20 protein-coding genes are annotated in these 24,187 nt (G+C 36.2%); 17 read left to right on the top strand and 3 right to left on the bottom strand.

Annotated features, from left to right (window positions below; genetic code table 11):
* Positions 1-77 precede the first annotated feature (77 nt).
* The 6 genes from JFU23_RS05725 (at position 78) to JFU23_RS05700 (ending at position 8,746) form a co-directional block, all read left to right on the top strand.
* Positions 78-971 (top strand): ABC transporter ATP-binding protein, encoded by an 894-nt coding sequence (locus JFU23_RS05725; RefSeq protein WP_201031579.1) that lies wholly within the window; start codon positions 78-80, stop codon positions 969-971.
* The gene (locus tag JFU23_RS05720) at positions 964-1,770 is read left to right on the top strand and encodes an ABC transporter permease subunit (protein WP_137058808.1); all 807 of its coding nucleotides are present in this window, start codon (positions 964-966) and stop codon (positions 1,768-1,770) included. Before JFU23_RS05725 ends, JFU23_RS05720 begins: the two co-directional genes overlap by 8 nt.
* 358 nt (positions 1,771-2,128) lie before the next feature.
* Positions 2,129-3,835 (top strand): peptide ABC transporter substrate-binding protein, encoded by a 1,707-nt coding sequence (locus JFU23_RS05715; RefSeq protein ID WP_002128478.1) that lies wholly within the window; start codon positions 2,129-2,131, stop codon positions 3,833-3,835.
* A 283-nt stretch (positions 3,836-4,118) separates the two neighbouring features.
* Positions 4,119-5,834 carry a peptide ABC transporter substrate-binding protein gene (locus tag JFU23_RS05710; protein WP_201031578.1) on the top strand — a complete coding sequence of 572 codons (1,716 nt, stop codon included), beginning with the start codon at positions 4,119-4,121 and terminating at the stop codon, positions 5,832-5,834.
* Positions 5,835-6,250: 416 nt separating this feature from the next.
* A complete protein-coding gene (locus tag JFU23_RS05705; RefSeq protein ID WP_201031577.1) occupies positions 6,251-7,945 on the top strand; it encodes a peptide ABC transporter substrate-binding protein in 1,695 nt (564 codons plus the stop codon).
* Positions 7,946-8,026: 81 nt separating this feature from the next.
* Positions 8,027-8,746 carry a class I SAM-dependent methyltransferase gene (locus JFU23_RS05700; protein ID WP_201031576.1) on the top strand — a complete coding sequence of 240 codons (720 nt, stop codon included), beginning with the start codon at positions 8,027-8,029 and terminating at the stop codon, positions 8,744-8,746.
* Between the two features lie 38 nt (positions 8,747-8,784).
* Here the strand turns inward: JFU23_RS05700 and JFU23_RS05695 are convergent, their stop codons facing one another.
* Complete coding sequence (locus JFU23_RS05695; protein ID WP_201031575.1) at positions 8,785-9,174, bottom strand: hypothetical protein; 390 nt, start codon at positions 9,172-9,174, stop codon at positions 8,785-8,787.
* 137 nt (positions 9,175-9,311) lie between these two features.
* Here JFU23_RS05695 and JFU23_RS05690 point away from each other — a divergent pair, with 137 nt between their 5' ends.
* The 8 genes from JFU23_RS05690 (at position 9,312) to JFU23_RS05655 (ending at position 19,487) form a co-directional block, all read left to right on the top strand.
* Entirely contained in the window at positions 9,312-9,647 is a 336-nt protein-coding gene (locus JFU23_RS05690; RefSeq protein WP_201031574.1) for a hypothetical protein, read from the top strand.
* A gap of 274 nt (positions 9,648-9,921) precedes the next feature.
* Complete coding sequence (locus JFU23_RS05685; RefSeq protein WP_201031573.1) at positions 9,922-12,018, top strand: vWA domain-containing protein; 2,097 nt, start codon at positions 9,922-9,924, stop codon at positions 12,016-12,018.
* A gap of 83 nt (positions 12,019-12,101) precedes the next feature.
* Positions 12,102-15,464: a tubulin-like doman-containing protein gene (locus JFU23_RS05680; protein WP_002087746.1), complete on the top strand. Its 3,363-nt coding sequence runs from the start codon at positions 12,102-12,104 to the stop codon at positions 15,462-15,464.
* 57 nt (positions 15,465-15,521) lie between these two features.
* Positions 15,522-15,656 carry a hypothetical protein gene (locus JFU23_RS05675; RefSeq protein WP_002014348.1) on the top strand — a complete coding sequence of 45 codons (135 nt, stop codon included), beginning with the start codon at positions 15,522-15,524 and terminating at the stop codon, positions 15,654-15,656.
* A gap of 73 nt (positions 15,657-15,729) precedes the next feature.
* Positions 15,730-15,978, top strand: coding sequence for a DUF1294 domain-containing protein (locus tag JFU23_RS05670; RefSeq protein ID WP_000871335.1), 249 nt, complete (start codon positions 15,730-15,732; stop codon positions 15,976-15,978).
* 105 nt (positions 15,979-16,083) lie between these two features.
* On the top strand, positions 16,084-17,025 hold the full coding sequence (gene rarD, locus JFU23_RS05665; RefSeq protein ID WP_085312093.1) for an EamA family transporter RarD: 942 nt from the start codon (positions 16,084-16,086) through the stop codon (positions 17,023-17,025).
* Between the two features lie 80 nt (positions 17,026-17,105).
* The gene (locus tag JFU23_RS05660; protein ID WP_000447809.1) at positions 17,106-17,531 is read left to right on the top strand and encodes a divergent PAP2 family protein; all 426 of its coding nucleotides are present in this window, start codon (positions 17,106-17,108) and stop codon (positions 17,529-17,531) included.
* Positions 17,532-17,633: 102 nt separating this feature from the next.
* Positions 17,634-19,487 (top strand): terpene cyclase/mutase family protein, encoded by a 1,854-nt coding sequence (locus JFU23_RS05655; protein ID WP_201031572.1) that lies wholly within the window; start codon positions 17,634-17,636, stop codon positions 19,485-19,487.
* Positions 19,488-19,561: 74 nt separating this feature from the next.
* Here the strand turns inward: JFU23_RS05655 and JFU23_RS05650 are convergent, their stop codons facing one another.
* Entirely contained in the window at positions 19,562-19,711 is a 150-nt protein-coding gene (locus JFU23_RS05650; protein WP_002066466.1) for a YfhD family protein, read from the bottom strand.
* Positions 19,712-19,844: 133 nt separating this feature from the next.
* Between JFU23_RS05650 and fabG the strand changes: the two genes are divergently transcribed.
* Positions 19,845-20,585 (top strand): 3-oxoacyl-ACP reductase FabG, encoded by a 741-nt coding sequence (gene fabG, locus JFU23_RS05645; RefSeq protein ID WP_002137674.1) that lies wholly within the window; start codon positions 19,845-19,847, stop codon positions 20,583-20,585.
* A gap of 50 nt (positions 20,586-20,635) precedes the next feature.
* On the opposite strand, the gene dhaS is transcribed toward fabG, so the two are convergent.
* A complete protein-coding gene (gene dhaS / locus JFU23_RS05640; RefSeq protein ID WP_002014355.1) occupies positions 20,636-22,120 on the bottom strand; it encodes an aldehyde dehydrogenase DhaS in 1,485 nt (494 codons plus the stop codon).
* Between the two features lie 272 nt (positions 22,121-22,392).
* Between dhaS and JFU23_RS05635 the strand changes: the two genes are divergently transcribed.
* Together JFU23_RS05635 and panF are read left to right on the top strand one after the other, a co-directional pair.
* Positions 22,393-22,671 carry a YhdT family protein gene (locus JFU23_RS05635; RefSeq protein WP_002014357.1) on the top strand — a complete coding sequence of 93 codons (279 nt, stop codon included), beginning with the start codon at positions 22,393-22,395 and terminating at the stop codon, positions 22,669-22,671.
* 3 nt (positions 22,672-22,674) lie between these two features.
* Positions 22,675-24,108 carry a sodium/pantothenate symporter gene (panF, locus tag JFU23_RS05630; RefSeq protein WP_002087740.1) on the top strand — a complete coding sequence of 478 codons (1,434 nt, stop codon included), beginning with the start codon at positions 22,675-22,677 and terminating at the stop codon, positions 24,106-24,108.
* Positions 24,109-24,187 lie beyond the last annotated feature (79 nt).

Genomic DNA, 24,187 nt, shown 5'->3' with positions numbered 1-24,187 from the left:
TTGCGAATATGAAAGATGAGGAGTACAATAATTTTGAAATATCACATGTTAAATATTTCAAAAAATGAGGTGGGTTTATGATTTCAGTTCAAAATGTTACAAAACAGTTTTCAAATGGAAAAGGCTTGTTTGATATTACATTTGAAGTGAAAGAAGGAGAAGTTTTTGGCTACTTAGGACCAAATGGTGCTGGGAAATCAACAACGATTCGTAATTTAATGGGATTTATAAAACCGACGGCTGGTAAAGCGACAATTTTCGGATTAAATTGTTGGGAAGATGCTGCGAAAATTCAAAGAGAAGTTGGCTATTTACCAGGAGAAATTTCTTTTATTGAAGGAATGAATGGATTAGAATTTTTAAATTTGATGCAAGGAATGCGTGGGTTAAAAAATATAAAAAGACGAGATGAATTGATAGAACGTTTGCAGTTCGATGTGAAAACACCAATTCGAAAAATGTCTAAAGGAATGAAACAAAAAGTAGGTATAGTTGCGGCATTTATGCATGATCCAGAAGTGTTAATTTTAGATGAACCGACATCAGGACTCGATCCACTTATGCAACAAGTATTTATAGATTTAATATTAGAGGAAAAGCAAAGAGGAAAAACAATCCTTATGTCATCACATATTTTCACTGAAATTGAGAGAACTTGTGACAGAGTAGCTATTATTAAAGATGGTTGTCTTGTAACCGTTGAAAACATTCATGATTTACAAGGCATGAGAAGACAGGTGATAGATGTAACAGTATCATCTCAAGAAGAAATCGAATCTCTTAAACAATGTGATTTGCAATTTGAAGGAATGAAAGGTAGAGAGGCGTCAATTATTGTGCAAGGAAACTATCAAACTGTTTTACAAATACTTTCAAACTATAATGTAACTGCACTTCAAACGAGAGCGACGGATTTAGAACATTTATTTATGCATTATTACGAGAAGAAAGAAGGGGTAAAGCATGAATAAACAACTATTTTTAGCTAGTTTGAAAGAAACGAAAAAAAGTATATTGAGCTATGCTACTGGTGCAGCTCTTTATTTATGGTTATTAATTTGGATATTCCCATCGATGGTTTCAGCGAAAGGGTTAAATGAATTAATAAGTGCCATGCCTGATAGTGTAAAAAAAATCGTTGGAATGGAAAGCCCAATTCAAAATGTAATGGATTTTTTAGCTGGTGAATATTATAGTCTGTTGTTTATTATCATTTTAACAATTTTTTGCGTCACGGTTGCAACGCATTTAATTGCTCGTCATGTAGATAAAGGGGCGATGGCATATTTATTAGCAACACCTGTATCCAGGGTGCAAATTGCAATTACACAAGCTGCTGTTCTCATATTGGGGCTACTAATAATTGTAATTGTTACTTATGTAGCTGGTATATTAGGTGCAGAATGGTTTTTAAAAGATAATAACTTAAATAAAGAATTATTTTTGAAAATAAATGTAGTTGGAGGGCTTATATTTTTAGTAGTTAGTGCCTATTCATTTTTCTTTTCTTGTATATGTAATGATGAAAGAAAAGCACTTAGCTACTCAGCCAGTTTAACAATCTTATTTTTCGTATTAGATATGGTAGGGAAATTAAGTGATAAGTTAGAGTGGATGAGAAATATATCTTTATTTACATTGTTTCGTCCGAAAGAAATTGCTGAAGGAACATATAATATATGGCCAGTAAGTATAGGGTTAACTGCTGGAGCGCTTTGTATCTTCATAGTAGCAATTGTAGTGTTTAGGAAGAGGGATTTACCGTTGTAAATTAGAAAGTCCACTGAGAAAGTGGGCTTTTTTTGTTTTTGTAGGAAAGAAGTTTCTGAAAATATACATTATTTATTAACAATAATCTACAGTCTATTTATTGGGAAGTATCATTAACACTATTAAATTAGTGTATATGTAACGATAAAAAACGATGTTAAAAAAACTATATGGAATTTTTATGAATATTACTGTAAGAAAATAATTTTTTAATAATTTTCAATAATAACACTTTACAAATTTAAAAAAATTAGTAGAATAAGAAGTAGTAAGAATCGTCTGATAAATATATAAAGAAAAACAGAATTATCAGAAAATTCTTAAATAGCTATCGTTTAGAATTAGGGAGGGTACAAAAATGAAAAAGAAAAAAATGAAAAAACTAACAGCAGTTGTAGTACCGGTTTTAGCAATGAGCATGGCATTAACAGCATGTTCTACATCAGGCGGAGATAAGAAGACAAGTACAAACTCAAGTGGAGATAGCAAGTCAGAGGGGAAATTAGCGGCAAAACAAGTGTTAAATAGAACAGAAACAAATGAAATTCCAACGATGGATACTTCGAAAAATACGGATACACTTGGTTCGCAAATTTTAGGAAATACAATGGAAGGTTTATATCGCCTAGATAAAGATAATAAGCCAACTCCAGCTGCCGCGGAATCTAGTACGAAAAGTGAAGATGGTAAAAAATATACATTTAAACTACGTAAAGATGCAAAATGGTCAAATGGTGACCCAGTAACTGCGAAAGATTTCGTATATGCATGGCAACGTCTATTAGATCCGAAAACAACTGCTGAGTATGCGTTTATCGCATTCCCACTAAAAAATGCAGAAGCGGTTAATAAAGGAGAAAAACCTGTAACTGAATTAGGAGCGAAAGCGGTAGATGATTATACGCTTGAAGTTGAATTAGAGCAAGCAGTGCCGTACTTCTTAAACTTAGTAGCATTTCCATCGTATTATCCACTAAATGAAAAATTCGTAAAAGAAAAAGGGGATAAATACGGTTTAGAATCTGATACAGTAGTTTATAATGGACCGTTCGTTCTTACTGACTGGAAACATGAGCAAGGTTGGAAGTTGAAGAAAAATGATCAATATTGGGATAAAAAGACTGTAAAATTAGATGAAATTAACTATAGCGTTGTAAAAGAGCAAGCAACTCGTGTGAATTTATATGATAGCGGTCAAGTTGACTTTGCTTTACTAAATGGTGAGTTTGTTGATAAATATAGAAATAAGAAAGATGAGTTTGGAACATATTCACAAGTGAGTACGTATTTCATCCGTCTGAACCAAAAACGTGGTGGACAAGATACACCATTAAAGAGCAAAAAATTACGTGAAGCAATTGCGTTATCAATTGATAAAAAGAATTTATCAACTGTTATTTTAAATGATGGCTCACAGCCAGCTGATTTCTTAGTACCAAAAGGTTTAGCGACTGGACCGGATGGAAAAGACTTTCAGGAAACATTTAAAAATGGTTTGAAACAAGACCCTAAAAAGGCAGCGGCAGCATGGGAAGAAGCGAAAAAAGAGCTTGGCAAAGATCAAGTTACGATTGAATTTTTAAACTATGATACTGGTAATGCGAAAAAAGTTGGAGAATATATAAAAGATCAAATTGAGAAAAATTTAAAAGGTGTAACAGTAAATATTAAACTTCAGCCATTCAAGCAAAAACTAAAATTAGAAACTGAGCAAGATTATGATATTTCGTTTGCTGGCTGGGGACCTGACTATGCAGATCCAATGACATTCTTAGATATGTTTGATTCTAAGCATTCTCATAACCAAATGAGCTTCTCTGATCCGAAATATGATGAAATGATCAAAAAAGCGGGCGGTGAATTAACGAATGATGCGAAAAAACGTTGGGAAGAACTAGGAAAAGCAGAGAAATTATTACTTGAAGAGGATGTAGCGCTTGTACCTATATACCAACGTGGAGATGCTTACGTTTTACAACCGAATATAAAAGGCATTGTTCACCATAATATTAGTCCAGAGTATAGCTTTAAATGGGCTTATGTAACTGAGAAAGACGGAAAATAATAGCTTTTAAAAAAGCATTACAAAAGTAGCTAATCTACTTTTGTAATGCTTTTTTTATTGTAATTAAATAGAGAAGAATAAGGCGTATAGTACGTACATATAGTAGATGGGGGATAAATCATACTAAATTATGAAGATTAAAATCAGAATATTTAAAATAAAACTATTTACAAATGCGAAAAAAAGAGTAGAATAATATTAGTTGTAATTTTCAGAAAATTAATTGTTAGCAAGGGGTCTCTCAAGGGTTGGTAATGTACATATAATTAGGGAGGGTACAAAAATGAAGAGAAAAAAGATGAAAAAGTTAACAGCGGTTGTAGTACCAGTTTTAGCGATGAGTGTTGCATTGACAGGGTGCTCTGGATCAGGTGGGGAGAAGAAAACGACTACTACATCTAATAGTGGGGAAGAAAAAAAATCTGATATTAAATATGCAGCGAAGCAAGTATTAAATCGTACAGAAAATCAAGAAATTCCGACGATGGACACTTCTAAATCTACTGATACGTTAGGCGCACAAATTTTAGGGAACACGATGGAAGGATTATATCGTCTTGATAAAGATAATAAGCCTATTCCAGCTGCTGCAGAATCAAGTAAGAAAAGCGAAGATGGTAAAAAATATACGTTTAAACTGCGTAAAGATGCGAAATGGTCAAATGGAGAGCCTGTAACAGCGAAAGATTTCGTATATGGATGGCAGCGCTTACTTGATAAAAACACAGCGGCAGAATATGCGTTTATTGCCTACTATATTAAAAATGCAGAGGCAATTAATAAAGGTGAAAAACCTGCAACGGAATTAGGTGCAAAAGCGGTAGATGATTATACACTTGAAGTAGAATTAGACAAACCAGTACCATATTTCTTAAACTTATTAGCATTCCCGTCATACTATCCATTAAATGAAAAGTTTGTAAAAGAAAAAGGAGAGAAATTCGGTTTAGAAGCAGATACAACATTGTATAACGGGCCATTTGTAATGGCATCGTGGAAACATGAACAAGGTTGGCAGCTGAAGAAAAATGATAAATATTGGGATAATAAGACTGTGAAATTAGAAGAAATTAATTATAGTGTAGTAAAAGAAGTTGCTACGAAAGTAAATTTATATGATACAGGATCAATTGATTTCACACTACTATCAGGAGAATTCGTAGATAAATATAAATCGAACAAAGATGAATATGGTGAGTATTCAGAAGCAAGTACGTACTTCTTACGTTTAAATCAAAAGCGTAACGGACAAGATACACCGTTAAAGAGTAAAAAGCTTCGTGAAGCAATCGCATTATCCATTGATAAAAAAGGTTTAGCAAACGTTATATTAAATAATGGATCAAAAGCAACGGATCAATTGGTTCCAAAAGGGCTTGCGACGGGACCGGATGGTAAAGATTATCAAGATACATTTAAAAATGGTCTGAAATATGATGTGAAAAAAGGCGCAGCAGCTTGGGAAGAGGCGAAAAAGGAACTCGGAAAAGATCAAGTTACAATTGAATTACTAAGCTATGATGATGGAACTGCGAAAAAGATTGCCGATTATTTTAAAGATCAAATTGAGAAAAACTTAAAAGGTGTAACAGTTAACACGAAAATTCAGCCATTTAAACAAAAATTAAAATTAGAGTCAGCGCAAGATTATGAAGTTTCGTTTGCAGGTTGGAGCCCGGATTATTCGGATCCAATGACATTTATTGATATGTTTGAATCGAAGAGTCCATATAACCAAATGAGTTATTCAAATCCGAAATACGATGAAATGGTACAAAAAGCAGGTAATGAATTATTGTCTGATCCGAAGAAGCGCTGGGAAACATTAGGGAAAGCAGAAAAAATATTCCTTGAAGAAGATGCAGGATTAGTTCCTTTATATCAAACAGGAAGATCATATGTAATGAAACCGAATGTAAAAGGAATTGTGAAACACAACATTAGTCCAGAATATAGCTTTAAGTGGGCGTATGTAACTGAGGATGGCGGAAAGAAATAATATGAAAGCATTTCAAAAGCGGCTAATCTGCTTTTGAAATGCTTTTTTGTATGGATAGGAGAATAAGGAGCATGGAAATTTTGAGTTCACTTTTAAAATTTTACTGTAGGAATAGTAGAAGGGATTCAATAAGATAGTTAGAGATTTCATTTTTATAAGAAAAATATAGAACTTAGCAATAGAGAAGAATAAGAGGGGATATGTTTACATATAGTAGACGGGGGATAATTCATATAGTAATTAAAACAACAAGTTACTATAATAAAAAAATAAATATTTAGAAAATTTACAAAAATACTTTACAAAACTCGAAAAGATAGTAGAATATTAATTAATAAGAATTTTCTGATAACGAAAGTTAATAGAGAATCTCTAAATGTTAATATCGTACATATAATTGGGGAGGGTACAAAAAAATGAAGAGAAAAAAGATGACAAAATTAACAGCGGTTGTAGCACCAGTTCTAGTAATGAGTATGGCATTAACAGCTTGCTCTGGATCAGGGGAAAAAGATAAGGCAAGCACAACACCAAAAAGCGGTGAAAAAGAAGGTGGAAAATTAGCAGCGAAGCAAGTGTTGAATTTAACAGAGAGCCAAGAGATTCCATCTATGGATTCTGCTAAAGCGACAGACCAAGTATCGTTTCTTGCTTTAAACAACGTAATGGAAGGTTTATATCGACTGGATAAAGATAATAAAGCAACACCAGGGGTTGCTGAATCATATAAAAAGAGTGATGATGGTAAAAAATATACATTTACATTAAATAAAAATGCAAAATGGTCAAATGGAGAGCCTGTAACAGCGAAAGATTTCGTATTCTCTTGGAAACGTGCGGTAGATAAAAATACAGCAGCGGAATATGCATACATTATGTTTGATGTGAAAAATGCAAAAGCAATTAATGAAGGAAAAGCAGAGCTTGATACGCTAGGCGTAAAAGCTGTAGATGACTACACATTAGAAGTAGAATTAGAAAATCCAGTTCCTTACTTTGTTGAATTAACTTCATTCGGAACATTCTATCCGTTAAATGAAAAATTCGTAAAAGAAAAAGGGGAAAAGTATGGTTTGGAATCAGATACAACGTTATACAACGGACCATTTACATTAACAGACTGGAAACATGAAGAAGGTTGGAAATTAAAGAAAAATGCACAATACTGGGATAATAAAACAGTTAAGTTAGAAGAAATCAACTTTAACGTAGTAAAAGATAGCGGTACACGTGTAAACTTATATGAAAGTGGACAAATTGATCGTTCAGGACTTACATCTGAATTTGTTGACAAATATAAATCAAATCCTGATTTCTTTACACAAAAAACACCGTCAACTTACTTCTTACGTTTAAACCAAAAACGTGGTGGGCAAGATACAGTGTTAAAGAGTAAAGATTTACGTTTAGCGATTGCAAAGGCGTATGATAAAAAAGGTTTAACGAATGTTATTTTAAATGACGGGTCTACACCGGCAGATTACTTAGTACCAAAAGAATTTGCGAAGAGTCCAGATGGAAAAGACTTCCGTAAAGAAAATGGAGATATTTTAAAAACAGATTTGAAAAAGGCCAAAGAGCATTGGGAAAAAGCGAAAAAAGAGCTTGGAAAAGATCAAGTAACAGTAGAATTATTAAATTATGATGGTGATGGTGCGAAAAAAGTAGGAGAATTCTTAAAAGGAGAACTTGAGAAGAATTTACCAGGATTAACAGTGAATTTGAAAAATCAGCCGTTTAAACAAAAATTAAAATTAGAATCAGATCTAGATTATGATTTATCTTACGCTGGTTGGGGGCCTGACTACTTAGATCCAATGACATTCATTGATATGTTCGTTACAAACGGACCTCATAACCAAACTGGATATTCAAATCCGAAATATGATGAAATTGTAGAAAAAGGTAAAGGCGAGCTATTAACGAAAACGAAAGAGCGTTGGGATAGCTTACTGAAAGCTGAGAAAATGTTACTTGAAGATGCAGCAATTGCACCATTATATCAACGTGGTGATGCTATCGTTCAAAGAGCAAAAGTAAAAGGTATTGTTCACCACCCAGTTGGTGGAGATTATAGCTACAAATGGGCATATATTGGTGAAGATAAGTAAGAGAGAGGGCGCGCGATGCGCCCTTTTTTTATGCACTTTTCTTCCTTCCTGGAATATATAAAATAAAAAAGGGAGAATCGTATGAAACGGAATACTTACATCGACTTCTTAGCTTATTACGGAATAGGGAGTGCTCATCCTGGGGGTTTTACGTTAACGAAGCAATTGCTATCTCAATTGCCACTTAGACACGGAGCGAATGTTCTTGAGATAGGTTGCGGCACTGGGAAAACAGCGGCGTATATGACAAGAGAATTGGGTTATAAAGTGACAGCGGTTGAAAAGAATGAAATTATGATTCAAAAAGCGAAAGATAGATGGTTGTTTGATGGCTTAAATATACAATTGATTCAAGGCGATGTAGAAGGGTTACCGTGTTTAAATGATTCTTTTGAGCTTGTACTTGGAGAATCTATACTCGCTTTTACAAATAAAGAAAAGGTTATTTCGGAATGTTATCGTGTATTACAAAAGGATGGAAAGCTTGTTGTCATTGAAATGATTACCGAAAAACATATTGAGAAGAAAGAGGAGGAAAAGATTGGACAGTTATACGGTATGAAAGAATTATTAACTGAGAATGAGTGGATTCATTTATTTCAAGCAGCAAATTTTAAAAGAATTACAATTGCGGGTGGCGGAACTATTGCAGAAACAGTTGCAGGACATGTGGAAGAGCCAGAGTGGAATGTATCACCGTTTATTCCAGAAGAATTGTATGAGGCGTGGGTGAAACACGAACAAGTACTGCTTATGTATCAACATATTTTAGGGCATCGGATTTTTATATGTGAAAAATAGAAAAAGAGTTGGCTAAAGATAGTCAACTCTTTACCATGTTAGATGAAAAATAATGCAGCCAAAGTAATTCCAAAAATAAAGCCAAATCCGAGTTCAAGGCCCCAGCCACCGCCAAAGCCACAACCGCCGCAACCACGACGGCCACATCCGCAGCCACCGAATCCACCACCGAATCCACCACCACATCCAAATCCACAGTTATCACATCTGCTAAGACCGCCGCAAATATCACATCCGCCGTTTGAATATGCGCCATGGTATCCAAATCCTGTATCAAAAGATGAGCGCTGTTGCATTGGTTCAATCCAAACAGAATCGTTTGTTACATCGATTATTTTGCCTAAGTGAATGCGACCATCCCGATCTTCAATTCGAACAACTTTACCGAAATAACGTTGGCATGTATCATAACATCTTTTTCTATGCATGTTCTTTCCTCCTTCCGTATTACCGTAATACGATATGTAAGCAGGACAAGTGCGGCTTGTACGAATGACCTATCTCTCATAATTGTTATACGAAAGGGGAAATATACGAACAGGATACATAACGAGGAGGAAGAGAAATGAAATTTACAGACCAATTTCAGACGTATGAAGTCCCTTGGGAAGAATTTATTGAAGCATTGCGAGGGGAAATGAAGAAACAAGTAGGGGCGGATATTATTGATACGGTCGTATGTAATTTGAAAGATGGTTTTGAAGTGTATACATATGTGCAGGGTGATTTGGATTTCGAGTATACAGAAGCTCTTGAACGAAAATATGGGAGTGACGGAAAAATCCCTAATTTGTTAACAGTTATGCTGGTAGCTAGCATTTATAATACGGGTGAAGAGAATATACGTTTACATGCAGATCAAAAGGAAAATCCGATTGTCGAAGTGTATGTGAAGAAGTAAAGAGTGCGCTAATTATAGCGTGCTCTTTATTTTTTGTATTGAAAAGAAAATCAAACTTTAATGGTGGAATTTATAGCGGGAAAAGTATGAAAGCTATGCGTTATTTCAGATATATAATAAGGAAAAAACTCGAAATAAAATATGAGAGTAGTTCATTTTTGTTTACATAATGTAATTGTTGTGAACTGTTGTCCTAAAATACAAGTCATATATCTTGTTTCCCCTCATAAATTTAAACATAGGAATTTGTCTACAAAGGTGGCGAAGCCTCATCATGAAAATTCGAATTTGTGCCACGTTCATGTTGTTTCTATTTATATGTTTACCTTTTTCAGTTTTTGCAAAAGGAGAGGAGGCAAAGGAAAGGGTCGTTTCACTTGTATATGATGATTCGGGCAGCATGAGAAATAACGATCGCTGGAAGTATGCCAATTACGCCTTGCAAAGTTTAGTTGCGCTATTAGATGAGAAAGATAAATTTTCTTACGTTCCAATGAGTAAGCCGAATGCTCCATTAAACATTTCGTTAACAAAGGATCAAAGGCAAACAGAAATTAATGGAATCGGCGCGTGGAAAACATATTTAAATACTCCATTTAGCGCAGTAGAAACGGCGATGCAATCTATAAAGAAGGAAGCAGATATAGATGGGAAACGTGAATTTTGGCTTATTGTATTAACTGACGGGGCATTTAATGATTTGGAGAAAGATAAGGTTGGCGGAAAAGAACAAATTACACAGAAGTTAGCACAGTTTAAGAAAGAGATGGATTCTAAAAAGATCTCTTTGCACCCAGTCTTAATCACGATGGAAGAGGATTTAGGGCAGCAAGAAAAAGAGCAGTTAAATACGTTTAAAGAGATTTGGAAAACAGAAATGAATGGAGTTGTCATGCCGTCTAGCGGTGAGGATGGTATTGTACAAAGTGTGAATCAAGTGGCAGCATTAGTTGCAAATCGTGATCCATTTTCTTCTGTTGAATCGATTGTCAAAACGAAAATAGTAGGGAAAAAAGTAGAGATTACAACACCGTTTCCATTAAAGCGTATGACGCTTGTACGACAATCACCTTCTTTGTCTAATTATAAAGTTATGCAACTTTCCAAACCGTTACAATTGCAGTCTTCTTTTTCCATACATGCACCAGGAGAAGCTAAATTATTCGGAAATATAGTGCATGTAAGTACAGCGAATCAGGAAGTGATTAAGCCAGGGACATATACGATAGAAGTGGATCAGGACATTGAGAAAGAGGGATTGCAAGTACTTGTTGAACCAGCGCTTAACTATACTGTTTCTACGTATGACAAAGATGATAAAGATAGAAAAAATGTTGAGAAAATGTATGAAGGTGTGACAGCTGTTATTGAAGCGAAACCTACTGAATTACCAATTCAAACTTCTTATTTTGAAGCAGAAGTAGAAATAGACGGAAAGCAGTATCCGATGAAGTGGGATGATAAAAGACATGTGTTTTATTACGAGACAAAAGTTGGTAAAGAGTTAGTACGCGGGAAAGTCCATATGAATATAAAGGGATTTTATAGACAGACGAAAGAATTCAAGATTGAAGCAGCTGAAAAACCAAAATTAACACTTCAAGCTGTTACGAAAGATTATGAAGAAAAGGTAACAAATTTAGAAAATAGTAAACCATTTATTTTACAGCCACAGTTAAATGGTAAACCGATGACAGAAGAGGCTGTAAAGAAACTATTAAAATCTACTGGTGTCACATCGAATCAATCGATCAACTATGAATTAAAACAGCATGGTAGTCAAGTTTATGTTTATCCTCGACCTTATTACTCCGACACATTCAATTTTACAGATACCGGCACCGTAGAGGCTACCATCACGATCAATGATTCAACATTACAAGAAGTAAAGGAAAAGATCGTACTGCACATTGAAAATGCGCCTTTTTTTGAGAAGTATGCGCTCGTTTTTAAATTTGTAATTCCTATCACTTTATTACTTTTAATAGTAGGAATTATTATTTTAGGATGGATTGTTCGTCCGAGATTTCATAGGAAAGCATTACTATATTACGAATGGGATCAAGAAGTAGCGAAAGATTGGCTTTATCAATCTGAACCAGAGTTACTTAAAAATAAATGGTGGAAGCACTATTTTGGCATTCCATTCCGAGCAGAAAGAAAGACTGTGCAATCTGTAACATTAATAGCGAAAAAGGGATCGAAATCTATATTTGTAGCAAAAGAATCGCAAGTGGTTGGGATGATTATTGATGGGATGTTTATAACAGAGGAAGAGGTAGGAATGGAGCATAAGACGTTGTATCCAAATGAACTTTTAGTAATTGATAGAGGATATGGTAAGGAGATTTACCGGTACGAATGTGAATAGTAGATAGGGTGTAAGAGGGGCGGAGGAGGCCCGGCTCTCTTTATTCTTCTTTTCAAACAAGCAAGAATAGGAAGGTGGTTCACATGACATTACAAGTTCCAACAATTTTAATTGGCTTAGGTGGAATCGGTAGTACTGTCACACATCAAATATATGAAAGATTACCTGAGGAGCGTCGTAAAAAGGTAGCGATGCATGTATTTGATACAGATGTGAATACATTGAGTAAATTTGATCATATTCGGAAGTTTAAGACGCAAACGAGCTCGAGTAAAACACCGAGAGAGTATATTGCGGGAGATCCAACGATTCCAGAGTGGTTTCCGATGGACCCGACTATACTTGATAAACCGTTAACAGAAGGGGCCGGACAGTTACGCGTCATTTCACGGTTAGCGTTACGTGCTGCGATGAAAGAAGATAAACTCACATCGTTTTGGCAAGAAATCGAGAAGATTTTTCCAGTTACAAGTGATCAGACCGAATATGGTGTACGTGTCATTATTGTAACATCACTAGCTGGCGGAACAGGCTCAGGGATGTTTTTACAAATCGCATTATATTTGCGTGAAATGCTCCGGAAAAAATTGCAGCATCATAACATTTTAATTCGCGGTGCGTTTTTAATGCCAGATGTTTTAGTTAAGACGAGAACGGTTAGTGCGAAAGAGTTTGAAACTGTGCAAGCGAATGGTTATGCATCGTTAAAAGAGTTGCACGCTATTACGCTTGGGTCGACTGGGGAATTATCAAAACGAGGCGGCGTAACGATTGAATTAGAATATCGTCCTGATCAAGTGGATGAAGATGGAAGAACAAATCATACGATAAAGCAGCATCATTTACCGTACAATTATTGTTTCTTATATGATTATGAAAATTTACATGGGCACCATTTGCACAATTTATCGGATTATATGGAGCAAATGGCAAATACGATTTATTTACAGTTATTTAGTCCAATGTCTGCAAATCATTTTGCCCAAGAAGATAATCAAATTCAGCAATTGGCAGAATCGAGTGGGAAAGGGAGATATTGCGGAGCAGGGACGGCAAAACTTATTTATCCGTATGAGCACGTTTTGAAATACTGTGCTTTAAAATGGGCGGTGCAAGGTTTAGATGAATCTTGGCTTCATTTAGATCAACTGTTTCAAGAAAAAAAGCAAAGATACGACCAAGATGTCAAACGTGGTATGCAGCGTGAAAAGCCAGAGCGCGGGAAAAGTTATTTAGAAGACTTAGAGCATCTTGCTACTCGGCCAGAACAAGCTCATATTTTTTATAGACAAATGTACCATGAAACACGTGAAGGGGCAGAGGGTGGTAAGCTCGGTGTTGCAAAATCAAAATTGTTTTTAGATGCTGTAGAGAGTTACGTACACCGTACAGTGCAAAAAGATGAGGAATTAAACCGCCTGCAGCATGAGTGCAAAATATCGGCTGCGAAGCTTAAAATGATGGAACAAATGAAGGGGGAAGTAGCGAGAGTTGATCATGCGGTTCGTTTATATGCTTATGCCATTCCGAGCCGTGTACATGAGCATGTTACTACCCTTTTATATGACATGATCGAATCAGACCGCTTTACACCGAGTGGCTCAGAAGGACAGTCTTACCAATTAAATACATGGTTTTTAAAGAAAACGGATCCAGTTCATCCAGTTGCAGCACGTTTTATGCTGTATGAAATTCGTAAGCAGTTAGTAGAGAAGATGAATCGACTACATGAAAATAATGAACAAAAGCGTAATTTAATTCAAAACTATGATAAGAAATTTAATGTGAGTAATATTGATGGAACTGTAACGGCTGTTCGCCGCGTTGAAATTGCGCAGCAACAAGGCTGGTTTGGAAAAATGATTAATAATCAGCAGCGTTTGTTTAAAAAAGAATTTGAAGATATTGTAACGCAGTACGTACACAAATTAAGTGAGTATCGTAAAGAAATGTTGTTAGAACTCGTGTATCAATCGCTATACCAAGCAGTTGATAAAATGATTCAATATTGGGAAAGATTCTTTGATAATTTATACGAAACACGTGAAAATTTATTGTTTGAAATCCAAAAGCGAAGCAAGGAATTTGAGGGGAAAACGAACCCGACGAATGTATACGTATTAGCTGAAGAGAAATTGCAAGAAAAGATTTGGCAAGATATGCAGCAACATTTAAATTTAGGTGTATTACCGAAAGATATATCGTCCGAAATTTATATGAGCTTGTACGGGGAATATTGTCGTGATGCGAAAGCCGAAGAAATTCAGTCGAAAAAGGTGGAAGACTTCTATCGTGAACATATATTGAGTTATTGTTATGACGAACTTCAAGTGCGCTATCGTGACAAATTAGAGCTTAATATCGTTGAAGCATTGCGAAAAGAAGCAGATTTCAAGAAGCGTGATCGTGATGAATACGTTCGTGAAAAAATTGAAGATCTTTTCCATTTAGCAAGTCCGTTCGTTCCGAAAGTTTCTCATCATAGAGAATTACAATATTGGGGCGTACATCCTTCTTTAAAACAAGAATTGCAAGAAGAGTTATTGCAAGAAATGTTTAAAGAAAAAGATACGGTAAACGAGGCGTTTTCACCATTTGAAGTGATTTGTTATCGTGCTCATTACGGATTATCGCTACAAGATTTTCCTAAGCTTTCATCTGGACATATTGCGAATGGTTTTATGAACGATAAAGGTGATTATTTTCAATCGTATTATCGCCGCGTGAACAAATTAAATAGTAAAAAATCTAGTTTGACGCCGCATTTAGATAAATATTGGCACTTACCAGCCTTTATGCCAGACTTGAATGCAACGCAAACGAAGTTAGATTACGACAAATGTAATCGTGCTCTTCTATACGCGTATATGTATCGCTGGATTAGCTTAGTTGCTGTTGATGGACAATTCGTGTATCAATATAATGGTGTTGGCCGTAGCTTTTTAATTCAGTCGATGGGGAAAAATATTTCAAGTGAAAGTTATAAGTTGCACAGAGCATTGCTTCATAATCCGTTTATTTATGAAAACATCTTGTCACGATTTGAAGAAGAACAAGAAAAGGCAATGATACAAGGTGGACATTTATATACACATGCATTTGTATTAGGCGCTCAAGATATAAGATGGCTCCGTAAAGAGCATGTTCATAATATTTTAGATATGATTTTAATGTATGACCGTGAGGCAAAATATGACCCGACGTTAGAAGAAACATCTGACGATTTGTTAAGGCTATTCCTTGATGAAATTGAGCTGTATTTCCAAAACTATTACGGAACAGGTGCAGATATGGTTGCGAAGAAAGAGAAAGAGATGTTTATGAAACAATTGTGGGATCGTTCATATGCGAAAGGGTATGTGGATCCAAATAGTGCGCCTTATAAAAAATGGCAAAATATATTACATGTTCCCGATGAAGAAGAAGTGCCAAAAACGAATGTATAATGAGTGAAAAGGGAATCCTTAAGAATGACAATACAACTTTAGAAATGAGGGATTCCGATGCCATTTTTAGGAAGTGTATATCAAATATTTGGATTATATCCAGAAATTTATTATGGAATGATTTCAGCGGAAATCGCTGAACAACAAATGGAAGAACAGAAAGAACAAGAAAATCAAGAGACTGAATTATAAAACCATGCAGGCTACTCGCCTGCGTGGTTTTTTCGTGTTACAATAAAGCGAATTTTTTAAGGGAGAAAATAAGATGAAATGGATATACTTTATTATTATTAACGTTATAGCATTTAGTATGATGGGGCTTGATAAGCGAAAAGCAAAGAAAAAGCAGTGGAGAACGCCAGAAAGTACGTTGTTTTTATCAGCTGCAGCTGGAGGAGCGGTTGGCGCTTGGATTGGTATGTATATGTTTCATCATAAGACACATAAAAGTAAATTTGTCTTCGGTATTCCAGTGCTCGTTATTATAACAGTAGGAGTGTTTTTATACATATAAAGGATTTGCAAGAGGAATGTCGAAAGAAATGCAGATTGAATATTGGTAAAGTAAGCATGTGAGACTTTATAATGAAGAAAAAAAGAGAAGAGGAGAAAAAGGAAGATGGGGAGTCAAACAGCAGAGCAAAAGCAGGGGATTATATATGCAGCAGGTGCGTATACGATGTGGGGAGTCCTTCCGATTTATTGGAAATGGGTGGAGGAAGTACCGGCAGATGAAATATTAGCGCATCGCATCGTTTGGGCATTTGTTTTTATGTTGTTAGTTTTAGGAGTAACGAAGAGGTTTCGTCAGTTTGGTGGGGAGTTAGTGGCCCTTTTTAAACGACCTAAATTATTAATGTCATTAACAATCGCTTCGGTACTTATTAGTGGAAACTGGTTTGTATACATATGGGCCGTAAATCATAACCATGTAATCGAAGCAAGTCTTGGGTATTATATTAATCCACTTATAAGTATTTTACTTGGTACAGTTGTTTTAAAAGAGAAGCTTAATTTTTGGCAATATATTGCGGTTGGTTTAGCTGGATTGGGCGTTGTTATTTTAACGATACGTTTCGGATCAATTCCATGGGTTTCTCTTTCACTTGCTTTTTCATTTGGATTATATGGATTAACGAAAAAATTATTAAATTATGATGCAACAATTGGGCTTACGATGGAAACGATGTTAGTGACGCCATTTGCACTTATATATTTGTTTATGACAGGAGTTCATGGCTTTGGTTCGTTCGGTTCTATTTCGGCAATATCAACGTTTCTTTTAATAGGGGCAGGTATTGTTACAGCGTTACCACTCTTTTATTTTGCTAAAGGGGCACAACTTATTCCGCTTTATATGATAGGATTTTTACAATACATCGCGCCGACTATTAGTTTAATTTTAGGTGTGTTCGTTTTTGGTGAACATTTCACATCTACTCATATGATTGCGTTTTTCTGTATATGGATTGCTTTATTTGTCTTTTCAATGGCGAAAACAAAGTTTCTACTACAGAAGCAACCAAAATTTATTAAAAATAAATCAGCAAAAGTATCATAATGCGTAGTATTTTCTACGCATTTTTCTTTATACTTATATTATATAGAAATTCCATTATAGTCAGTGAGGAGCTGAAAAACATGGAAACAATTTTACATAATGATCCACTTATAGCAGCTATAATTTCTTGGTTTTTAGCACAGTTAACGAAAGTCGTTTTTAAATTAATAAAAACAGGCGAGTTTGATTTTGCTAAGTTCTTTGCTTCAGGTGGAATGCCAAGTTCGCATGCTTCGACTGTTACTGCACTTGCTACAGGTGTCGGAGTGGTGGAAGGTGTCGAGAGTCCAATATTTGCGGTTGCCGCTATTTTTGCCATTATTGTTATGTACGATGCTTCAGGAGTAAGGCTTGCGGTAAGTAAGCAAGCGAAAATATTGAATGATTTTTTTCATGGTAGACAAACAGAATATAAAAAGTTAAATGAGCTCGTTGGACATACACCGTATCAAGTTGTTGTTGGTGCACTATTAGGAATTGTTGTCGGGGTTGGGTATTGTTTGTAAGCAGAATGTGTGTAATACACGTTCTGCTTTTCTTTGTTTTCATACATATTTAGATGAGTTTTCGAATATCGTATACGGACTTAGAAAGGGTGGGTGAGCGGTGTGCTACTATATGACAAAGTGCATGAGGAGATAGAGCGGAGAACGACTGCACTTCAAACGATGCAAAGGCAAGACGGAACGTGGCAATTTTGTTTTGAAGGAGCTTTGCTAACGGATTGTCACATGATTTTTTTACTCAAATTATTAGGGCGAAATGACGAAATAGAACCGTTTGTGAAAAGGTTAGTATCTCTTCAAACAAATGAAGGGACTTGGAAATTATACGAAGATGAAAAGGGAGGGAATTTATCCGCGACGATTCAAGCATATGCTGCTTTACTTGCTTCGGAAAGATATTCGAAAGAAGCTATGAATATGAGGCGAGCTGAAATGTTTATTAAGGAACACGGGGGAGTTTCTCGTGCCCATTTTATGACGAAATTTTTACTAGCAATTCATGGAGAATATGAATTTCCTGCGCTTTTTCACTTTCCAACACCAATATTATTTTTACAAGATGACTCCCCCCTCAGTATATTTGGGCTAAGCAGCTCAGCGCGTATACATTTAATTCCGATGATGATTTGTATGAATAAGAGATTCCGTGTAGAGAAAAAGTTATTGCCAAATTTAAATCATATTGCAGGCAGGGGTGGGCAATGGTTTCGAGAGGAGCGGTCTCCGCTGTTTCAATCGTTTTTAGGTGATGTGAAAAAGGTAATATCTTATCCATTATCGTTACATCATAAAGGATACGAAGAAGTAGAGCGCTTTATGAAGGAGCGTATAGATGAAAATGGAACATTATATAGTTACGCGAGTGCTACGTTTTATATGATTTATGCTTTGCTTGCATTAGGGCACTCTATTCAGTCTCCAATTATTGAGAAAGCTGTGACAGGATTAAAATCTTATATATGGAAGATGGACAGAGGAAGTCATTTGCAAAATTCTCCTTCTACCGTATGGGATACCGCTTTACTTAGCTATTCATTGCAAGAAGCTAAAGTTACAAATGAAAATAAGATGATTCAAAGGGCGACGGAGTATTTATTGCAAAAACAACAAACTAAAAAGGTAGATTGGAGCGTACATGCATCATCACTTGTAGCTGGCGGTTGGGGATTTTCAGATGTTAATACGACGATCCCTGATATAGACGATACTACAGCTGCCCTTAGAGCGTTAGCGCGAAGTAGAGGGAATGATAGAGTAGATGATGCGTGGGGAAGAGGCGTGGAATGGGTGAAAGGATTGCAAAACAATGATGGAGGCTGGGGAGCTTTTGAACGAGGGGTAACGAGCAAGTTACTATCGAATTTGCCGATTGAAAATGCGAGTGATATGATAACCGATCCGTCCACACCAGATATTACAGGTAGGGTGTTAGAATTATTTGGAACGTATGCACCGAATGAATTGCTTGAAGAGCAAAAAAAGAAAGCTATCAAATGGTTAATGGATGTACAGGAACAGAATGGATCATGGTATGGAAAATGGGGGATATGTTATATATATGGGACATGGGCAACGATGACAGGCTTACGTGCATTAGGAGTGCCTTCTACTCATCCATCGTTGAAAAAAGCAGCTTCATGGCTCGAACATTTGCAGCATGAAGACGGAGGGTGGGGAGAATCCTGTCAAAGTAGTGTAGAGAAAAAATTTATTTCTTTACCTTTTAGTACGCCGTCACAAACAGCGTGGGCACTTGATGCACTCATTTCTTACTACGATCAAGAAACACCGATTATTCGAAAAGGAATTTCATATTTGCTCGCGCAGTCTACTATGAATGAAAAATATCCTACTGGTACAGGGTTACCGGGGGGCTTTTATATTCGCTATCATAGTTATGGGCATATATATCCGTTACTTGCTTTAGCGCACTACGTAAAGAAATATAGAAAATAAACCGAGAGATACTCTCGGTTTATTTTGATGGGTAGTAGGTCCCTGTTGAAAAGAATAAGGAACGTTGTAGTTCCTTATTTTTCTGTTGATTGGCGTTTTTGACGTGCATCAGCGGCATTTGCACGTGCGTTTGCTTCTAAGTCATTGTGGTCAGCGAGTTCGCGAGCGAACTCAACATCAATGCCATCGGCAGCTTTGTTTCGATTTACATTCTTTTTTTTCATTCGACACAATCTCCTTGTGTTTTATGCGGCGTTGCAAAGTTAGTTTGACACAAATAGACTTTTTTATACAAAGAGGATTTGGAAAGCATAGAGCCGAAATATACAATATAACTAATAGAAATGGGGGATAGAGATGGAGTTGTTGAATGGGAAAACAGCTGTTGTAACGGGTGCTGCGCAGGGGATTGGAAAAGAAATCGCACGAGTTTTTGCAAAACTAGGGGCTAAAGTATTAATTAGTGATGTAAATGAAGAGAAGCTACAAGAAACGACACGTGAATTATCAGATGAAGGGTATGATGTGAGTTTATATCGATGTGATGTGAGTAATCAAAATGAAGCGAAGTCGTTAATTGAATATGCGGTGCAAAAATTTGGTACATTACATATTTTAGTGAATAACGCTGGGATTACAAAAGATGCAATGTTACATAAGATGGAGAAATCAGCTTGGGAACAAGTATTACAAGTGAACTTAACTGGCGTTTTTTACTGTATGCAGCCAGCGCTTCTTTATATGAGGCAACAAGGGTATGGGCGGATTATTAATATTTCTTCTATTAGTAGGGAAGGAAATATTGGACAAGCAAATTATGCGGCTACAAAAGCAGGGGTTGTAGGCTTAACAAAAACAGCAGCGAAAGAGGTTGGAAGTTTTGGTATTACGTGTAATGCGATTTGTCCAGGATTTATGGATACTGATATGACAAAAACAATACCGGATAAAGTAAAAGAGAAAATGGTTGGAGCGATTCCAGTTGGAAGAATCGGAACGCCGGAAGATATTGCAAACGCAGCTGCCTTTTTAGCATCAGAGTATGCGTCTTACATTACAGGAGAGGTATTAAATGTGAGCGGTGGGTTGCAAGTGTAAATGAATACATAATGAAAAGAACCTGACCGAGTAGGTCAGGTTCTTTCTCGTTAATTTAAGTTAATCCAAACGCTCTTCACTTCTGTATAGTTGTTCAGCGCGTAAGATCCCATTTCGCGGCCAAGACCGGATTGTTTAAATCCTCCAAATGGAGATGCTGCATCAAAGACGTTATAACAGTTTACCCATACAGTACCAGCACGTACTTTACTTGCAACATAGTGTGCTGTTTTAACATTTTCTGTCCACACACCAGCCGCTAAGCCGAATTGTGATTTATTTGCACGTTCAATCACTTCATCAATATCGTTAAAAGGTATTGCAGAAATAACTGGACCGAAAATTTCTTCTTTTGCGATCGTCATTTCGTCATTTACGTCAGCGAATACTGTAGGAGAAACGAAGTAGCCTTGATCGAATGGATTACTTCCTCCGCAAAGTACTTCAGCGCCTTCTTCAATCCCTTTTTCAATGTAGCTCATTACACGTTTTTGTTGTTCTTCGGAAACGAGAGGACCGATTGTTGTTTCAGGGTTAAGACCGGCACCTTGATTTAGTTTTTTAGAATAGAGGACGAGATCAGCCATGACATTATCATACATTTTCTTTGGGATAAATAGGCGTGATCCAGCAGAGCATACTTGTCCTTGGTTAAACATAACACCAGAAAGTGCACCAGGAATCGCGCGAGATAAGTCGGCGTCTGGTAAAATAATGTTCGGTGATTTACCGCCAAGCTCTAAAGTAACACGTTTCAATGATTCAGATGCTTGTCGCATAATTTGTTTACCGACTGGAGTAGAACCAGTAAATGCAATTTTATCAACGAGTGGATGATTAACAAGTGCTTGTCCAGCTGATTCACCGAATCCAGGAACGATATTAATAACACCTTTCGGGAATCCAGCTTCTTCAATTAATTCAGCTAAATATAGAGCGGATAGTGGAGTTTGTTCTGCAGGTTTTAAAACGATTGTACATCCTGTAGCAAGCGCAGCTCCCATTTTCCACATTGCCATAAGAAGTGGGAAGTTCCAAGGGATAATTTGACCGACGACACCAACAGCCTCATGGCGTGTATAGTTAAAGTAATCACCGGAAACAGGAATTGTTTGACCAACAATTTTCGTCGCCCAGCCAGCATAATAGCGCATATGCTCAATTGCAAGTGGTATGTCTGCCGCCATTGTTTCACGGATTGGCTTTCCATTATCTAACGTTTCGAGCTGTGCGAGCTCTTCTTTATGCTCTTCCATTAAATCAGCGAGCTTGTACATAAGACGGCTGCGTTCAGCGGTGCTCATGCGTGACCAAGGACCTTCATCGAAAGCCATTCGAGCAGCTACCACAGCTTTATGAATGTCTTCGCGACCAGCTTCAGCAACGATAGCGAGTGTTTCACCAGTTGCTGGGTTAGGCGTTTTAAATGTTTTTCCGGAAGCGCTTTCAATGAACGCTCCGTTCACATATAGTTTCTTTGTTCCTTGAAGAAATTTCTCTACCTTTTCATGAAGATTTACAGCTAGTTGACTCATTGTATAACCCCCTTGAAAATATAATTTAAACGCAGTACGAGACGGCGTTTATTCTGAAATCAAGGATGTGGGAACTAGATGAAAAGCCTCTACTTAAAATCATAAATAAAAAACGCTGAAAATTCAAATTTCATTTTTGTTACAATTGTAAAAAATATGTAATGAAACATTGTATTCTATATAATTACAAAAAATCCTGCGCGTTTTTATTTTCTAGTAGGAAAAACTAGAAAAACAGTGGTACAATTATACATCGTGAGAGGAGGGGGAAAATGAAGAATTATCATGATGATCCGCGCTTTCGAGTTGCCCATAGAGAAGCGTTAATTGGTCTTGGATTAGCTATTATTAATTTTATAATATGGTATGGATTTGCCTATGGGCTTGGAAGTAAGGATCCGAGTGAATATACATATGTATTAGGTTTTCCAGCATGGTTTTTTTATAGCTGTATTGTTGGATTTATCGTAATGGTTATTTTGCTTATTTTAGTTGTTCGTTTTTTATTTCAAGATATTTCACTCGATGAGGAAGAAAAAAGTGAGGAATGATAGATGAATTGGTATGTAATAATCCCAATGATAATTTCTTTTATCGTTGTGTTTTTAATTGGTGTATATGCATCAAGACGTGTACAAGCAACCGCTAATAATAAATTTTTACAAGAATATTTTCTTGGTGGGCGTGAACTTGGTGGCTTATTATTAGCTATGACGATGATTGCTACGTACGGTAGTGCAAGTAGCTTTATCGGCGGGCCTGGTATTGCTTACAATATGGGTCTTGGATGGGTGCTGTTATCAGCGATTCAAGTTGTAACAGGATATATCGTTTTAACGGTTATTGGTAAAAAGTTTGCTATTATCGCTAGAAAGATGGAAGCAATTACGCTTATTGATTATTTAAAGGGCAGATACAATAATAAAGCGGTAGTTGTTCTTTCTGCGTTATGTATTATAATCTTTTTGTTCTCAGCAACAGTAGCCCAGTGGGTTGGCGGTGGACGATTAATTGAGTCGCTAACAGGACTTTCCTACACAACGGCACTATTTTTATTTACATTTTCTGTACTTGTGTATGTGTTAATTGGTGGATTTCGTGCAGTCGCTTTATCAGATACGTTATTAGGAATCATTATGTTAGTCGGAACAACAATCATTTTAATTGCTACTGTCATTGCTGGTGGCGGAGTTGAAAAGATTATGCAGGAACTTATTCAAATTAATCCGAATCTAATAACACCGTTCGGAGCGGATGGAAGTTTAACGAAATCATATGTCACATCATTTTGGATTTTAATTGGGATTGGTGTCGTTGGATTACCGCAAATTAGTGTGCGTGCTATGTCTTATAAAAATTCAAAAGCTATGCACCAAGCATTAATCATTGGAACGGTTGTCGTCGGTACAATTATGATTGGTATGCATTTAACAGGTGTGTTTGCAAGAGTAGTCCTTCCAGGCATAACGGTACCAGATAAAGTAATGCCGCTACTCGCGATGGAAGTGTTGCCACCTTGGTTAGCTGGAGTTTTCTTAGCTGCACCAATGGCAGCGATAATGTCTACTGTGAACTCATTATTATTACTTGTAAGTTCGTCAATTATTAAAGATATATATGTGAACTACATAAATAAAGATGCCGCGGATAGTACGATAAAGAAAGGTAGCCTATTGATTACTGGTATCGTAGGATTACTCGTATATGCTGCCGCTATTAAGCCACCAGACTTTTTAATTTGGTTAAATTTATTTTCTTTCGGTGGTTTAGAAGCAGCGTTCATTTGGCCGATTGTGTTAGGTTTATATTGGAAAAAAGGAAATGCAACTGGAGCTCTCGCATCTATTTTAGTTGGAGTAGGTTCCTATATGTTTATTCACCTTTGCTACCCTAATCCATTCGGTATACATACAGTTGTTTTCCCGATTTGCTTTGCATTTATCTCTTATATAATTGGTAGTATGGTTACGATGAAAAAGGTAGCATAAAAATATAGAAAAACGTAGGAACTTCTAATATGAAGTTCCTACGTTTTTTGTTTATACAAAATTTATCTTTTTCATTCTG

Source organism: Bacillus sp. TH50 (assembly GCF_016650565.1).
Lineage (GTDB): Bacteria > Bacillota > Bacilli > Bacillales > Bacillaceae_G > Bacillus_A > Bacillus_A mycoides.
The sequence above is the reverse complement of the archived record's forward strand: the minus strand, read 5'-3'. Positions and strand labels throughout refer to the sequence as shown.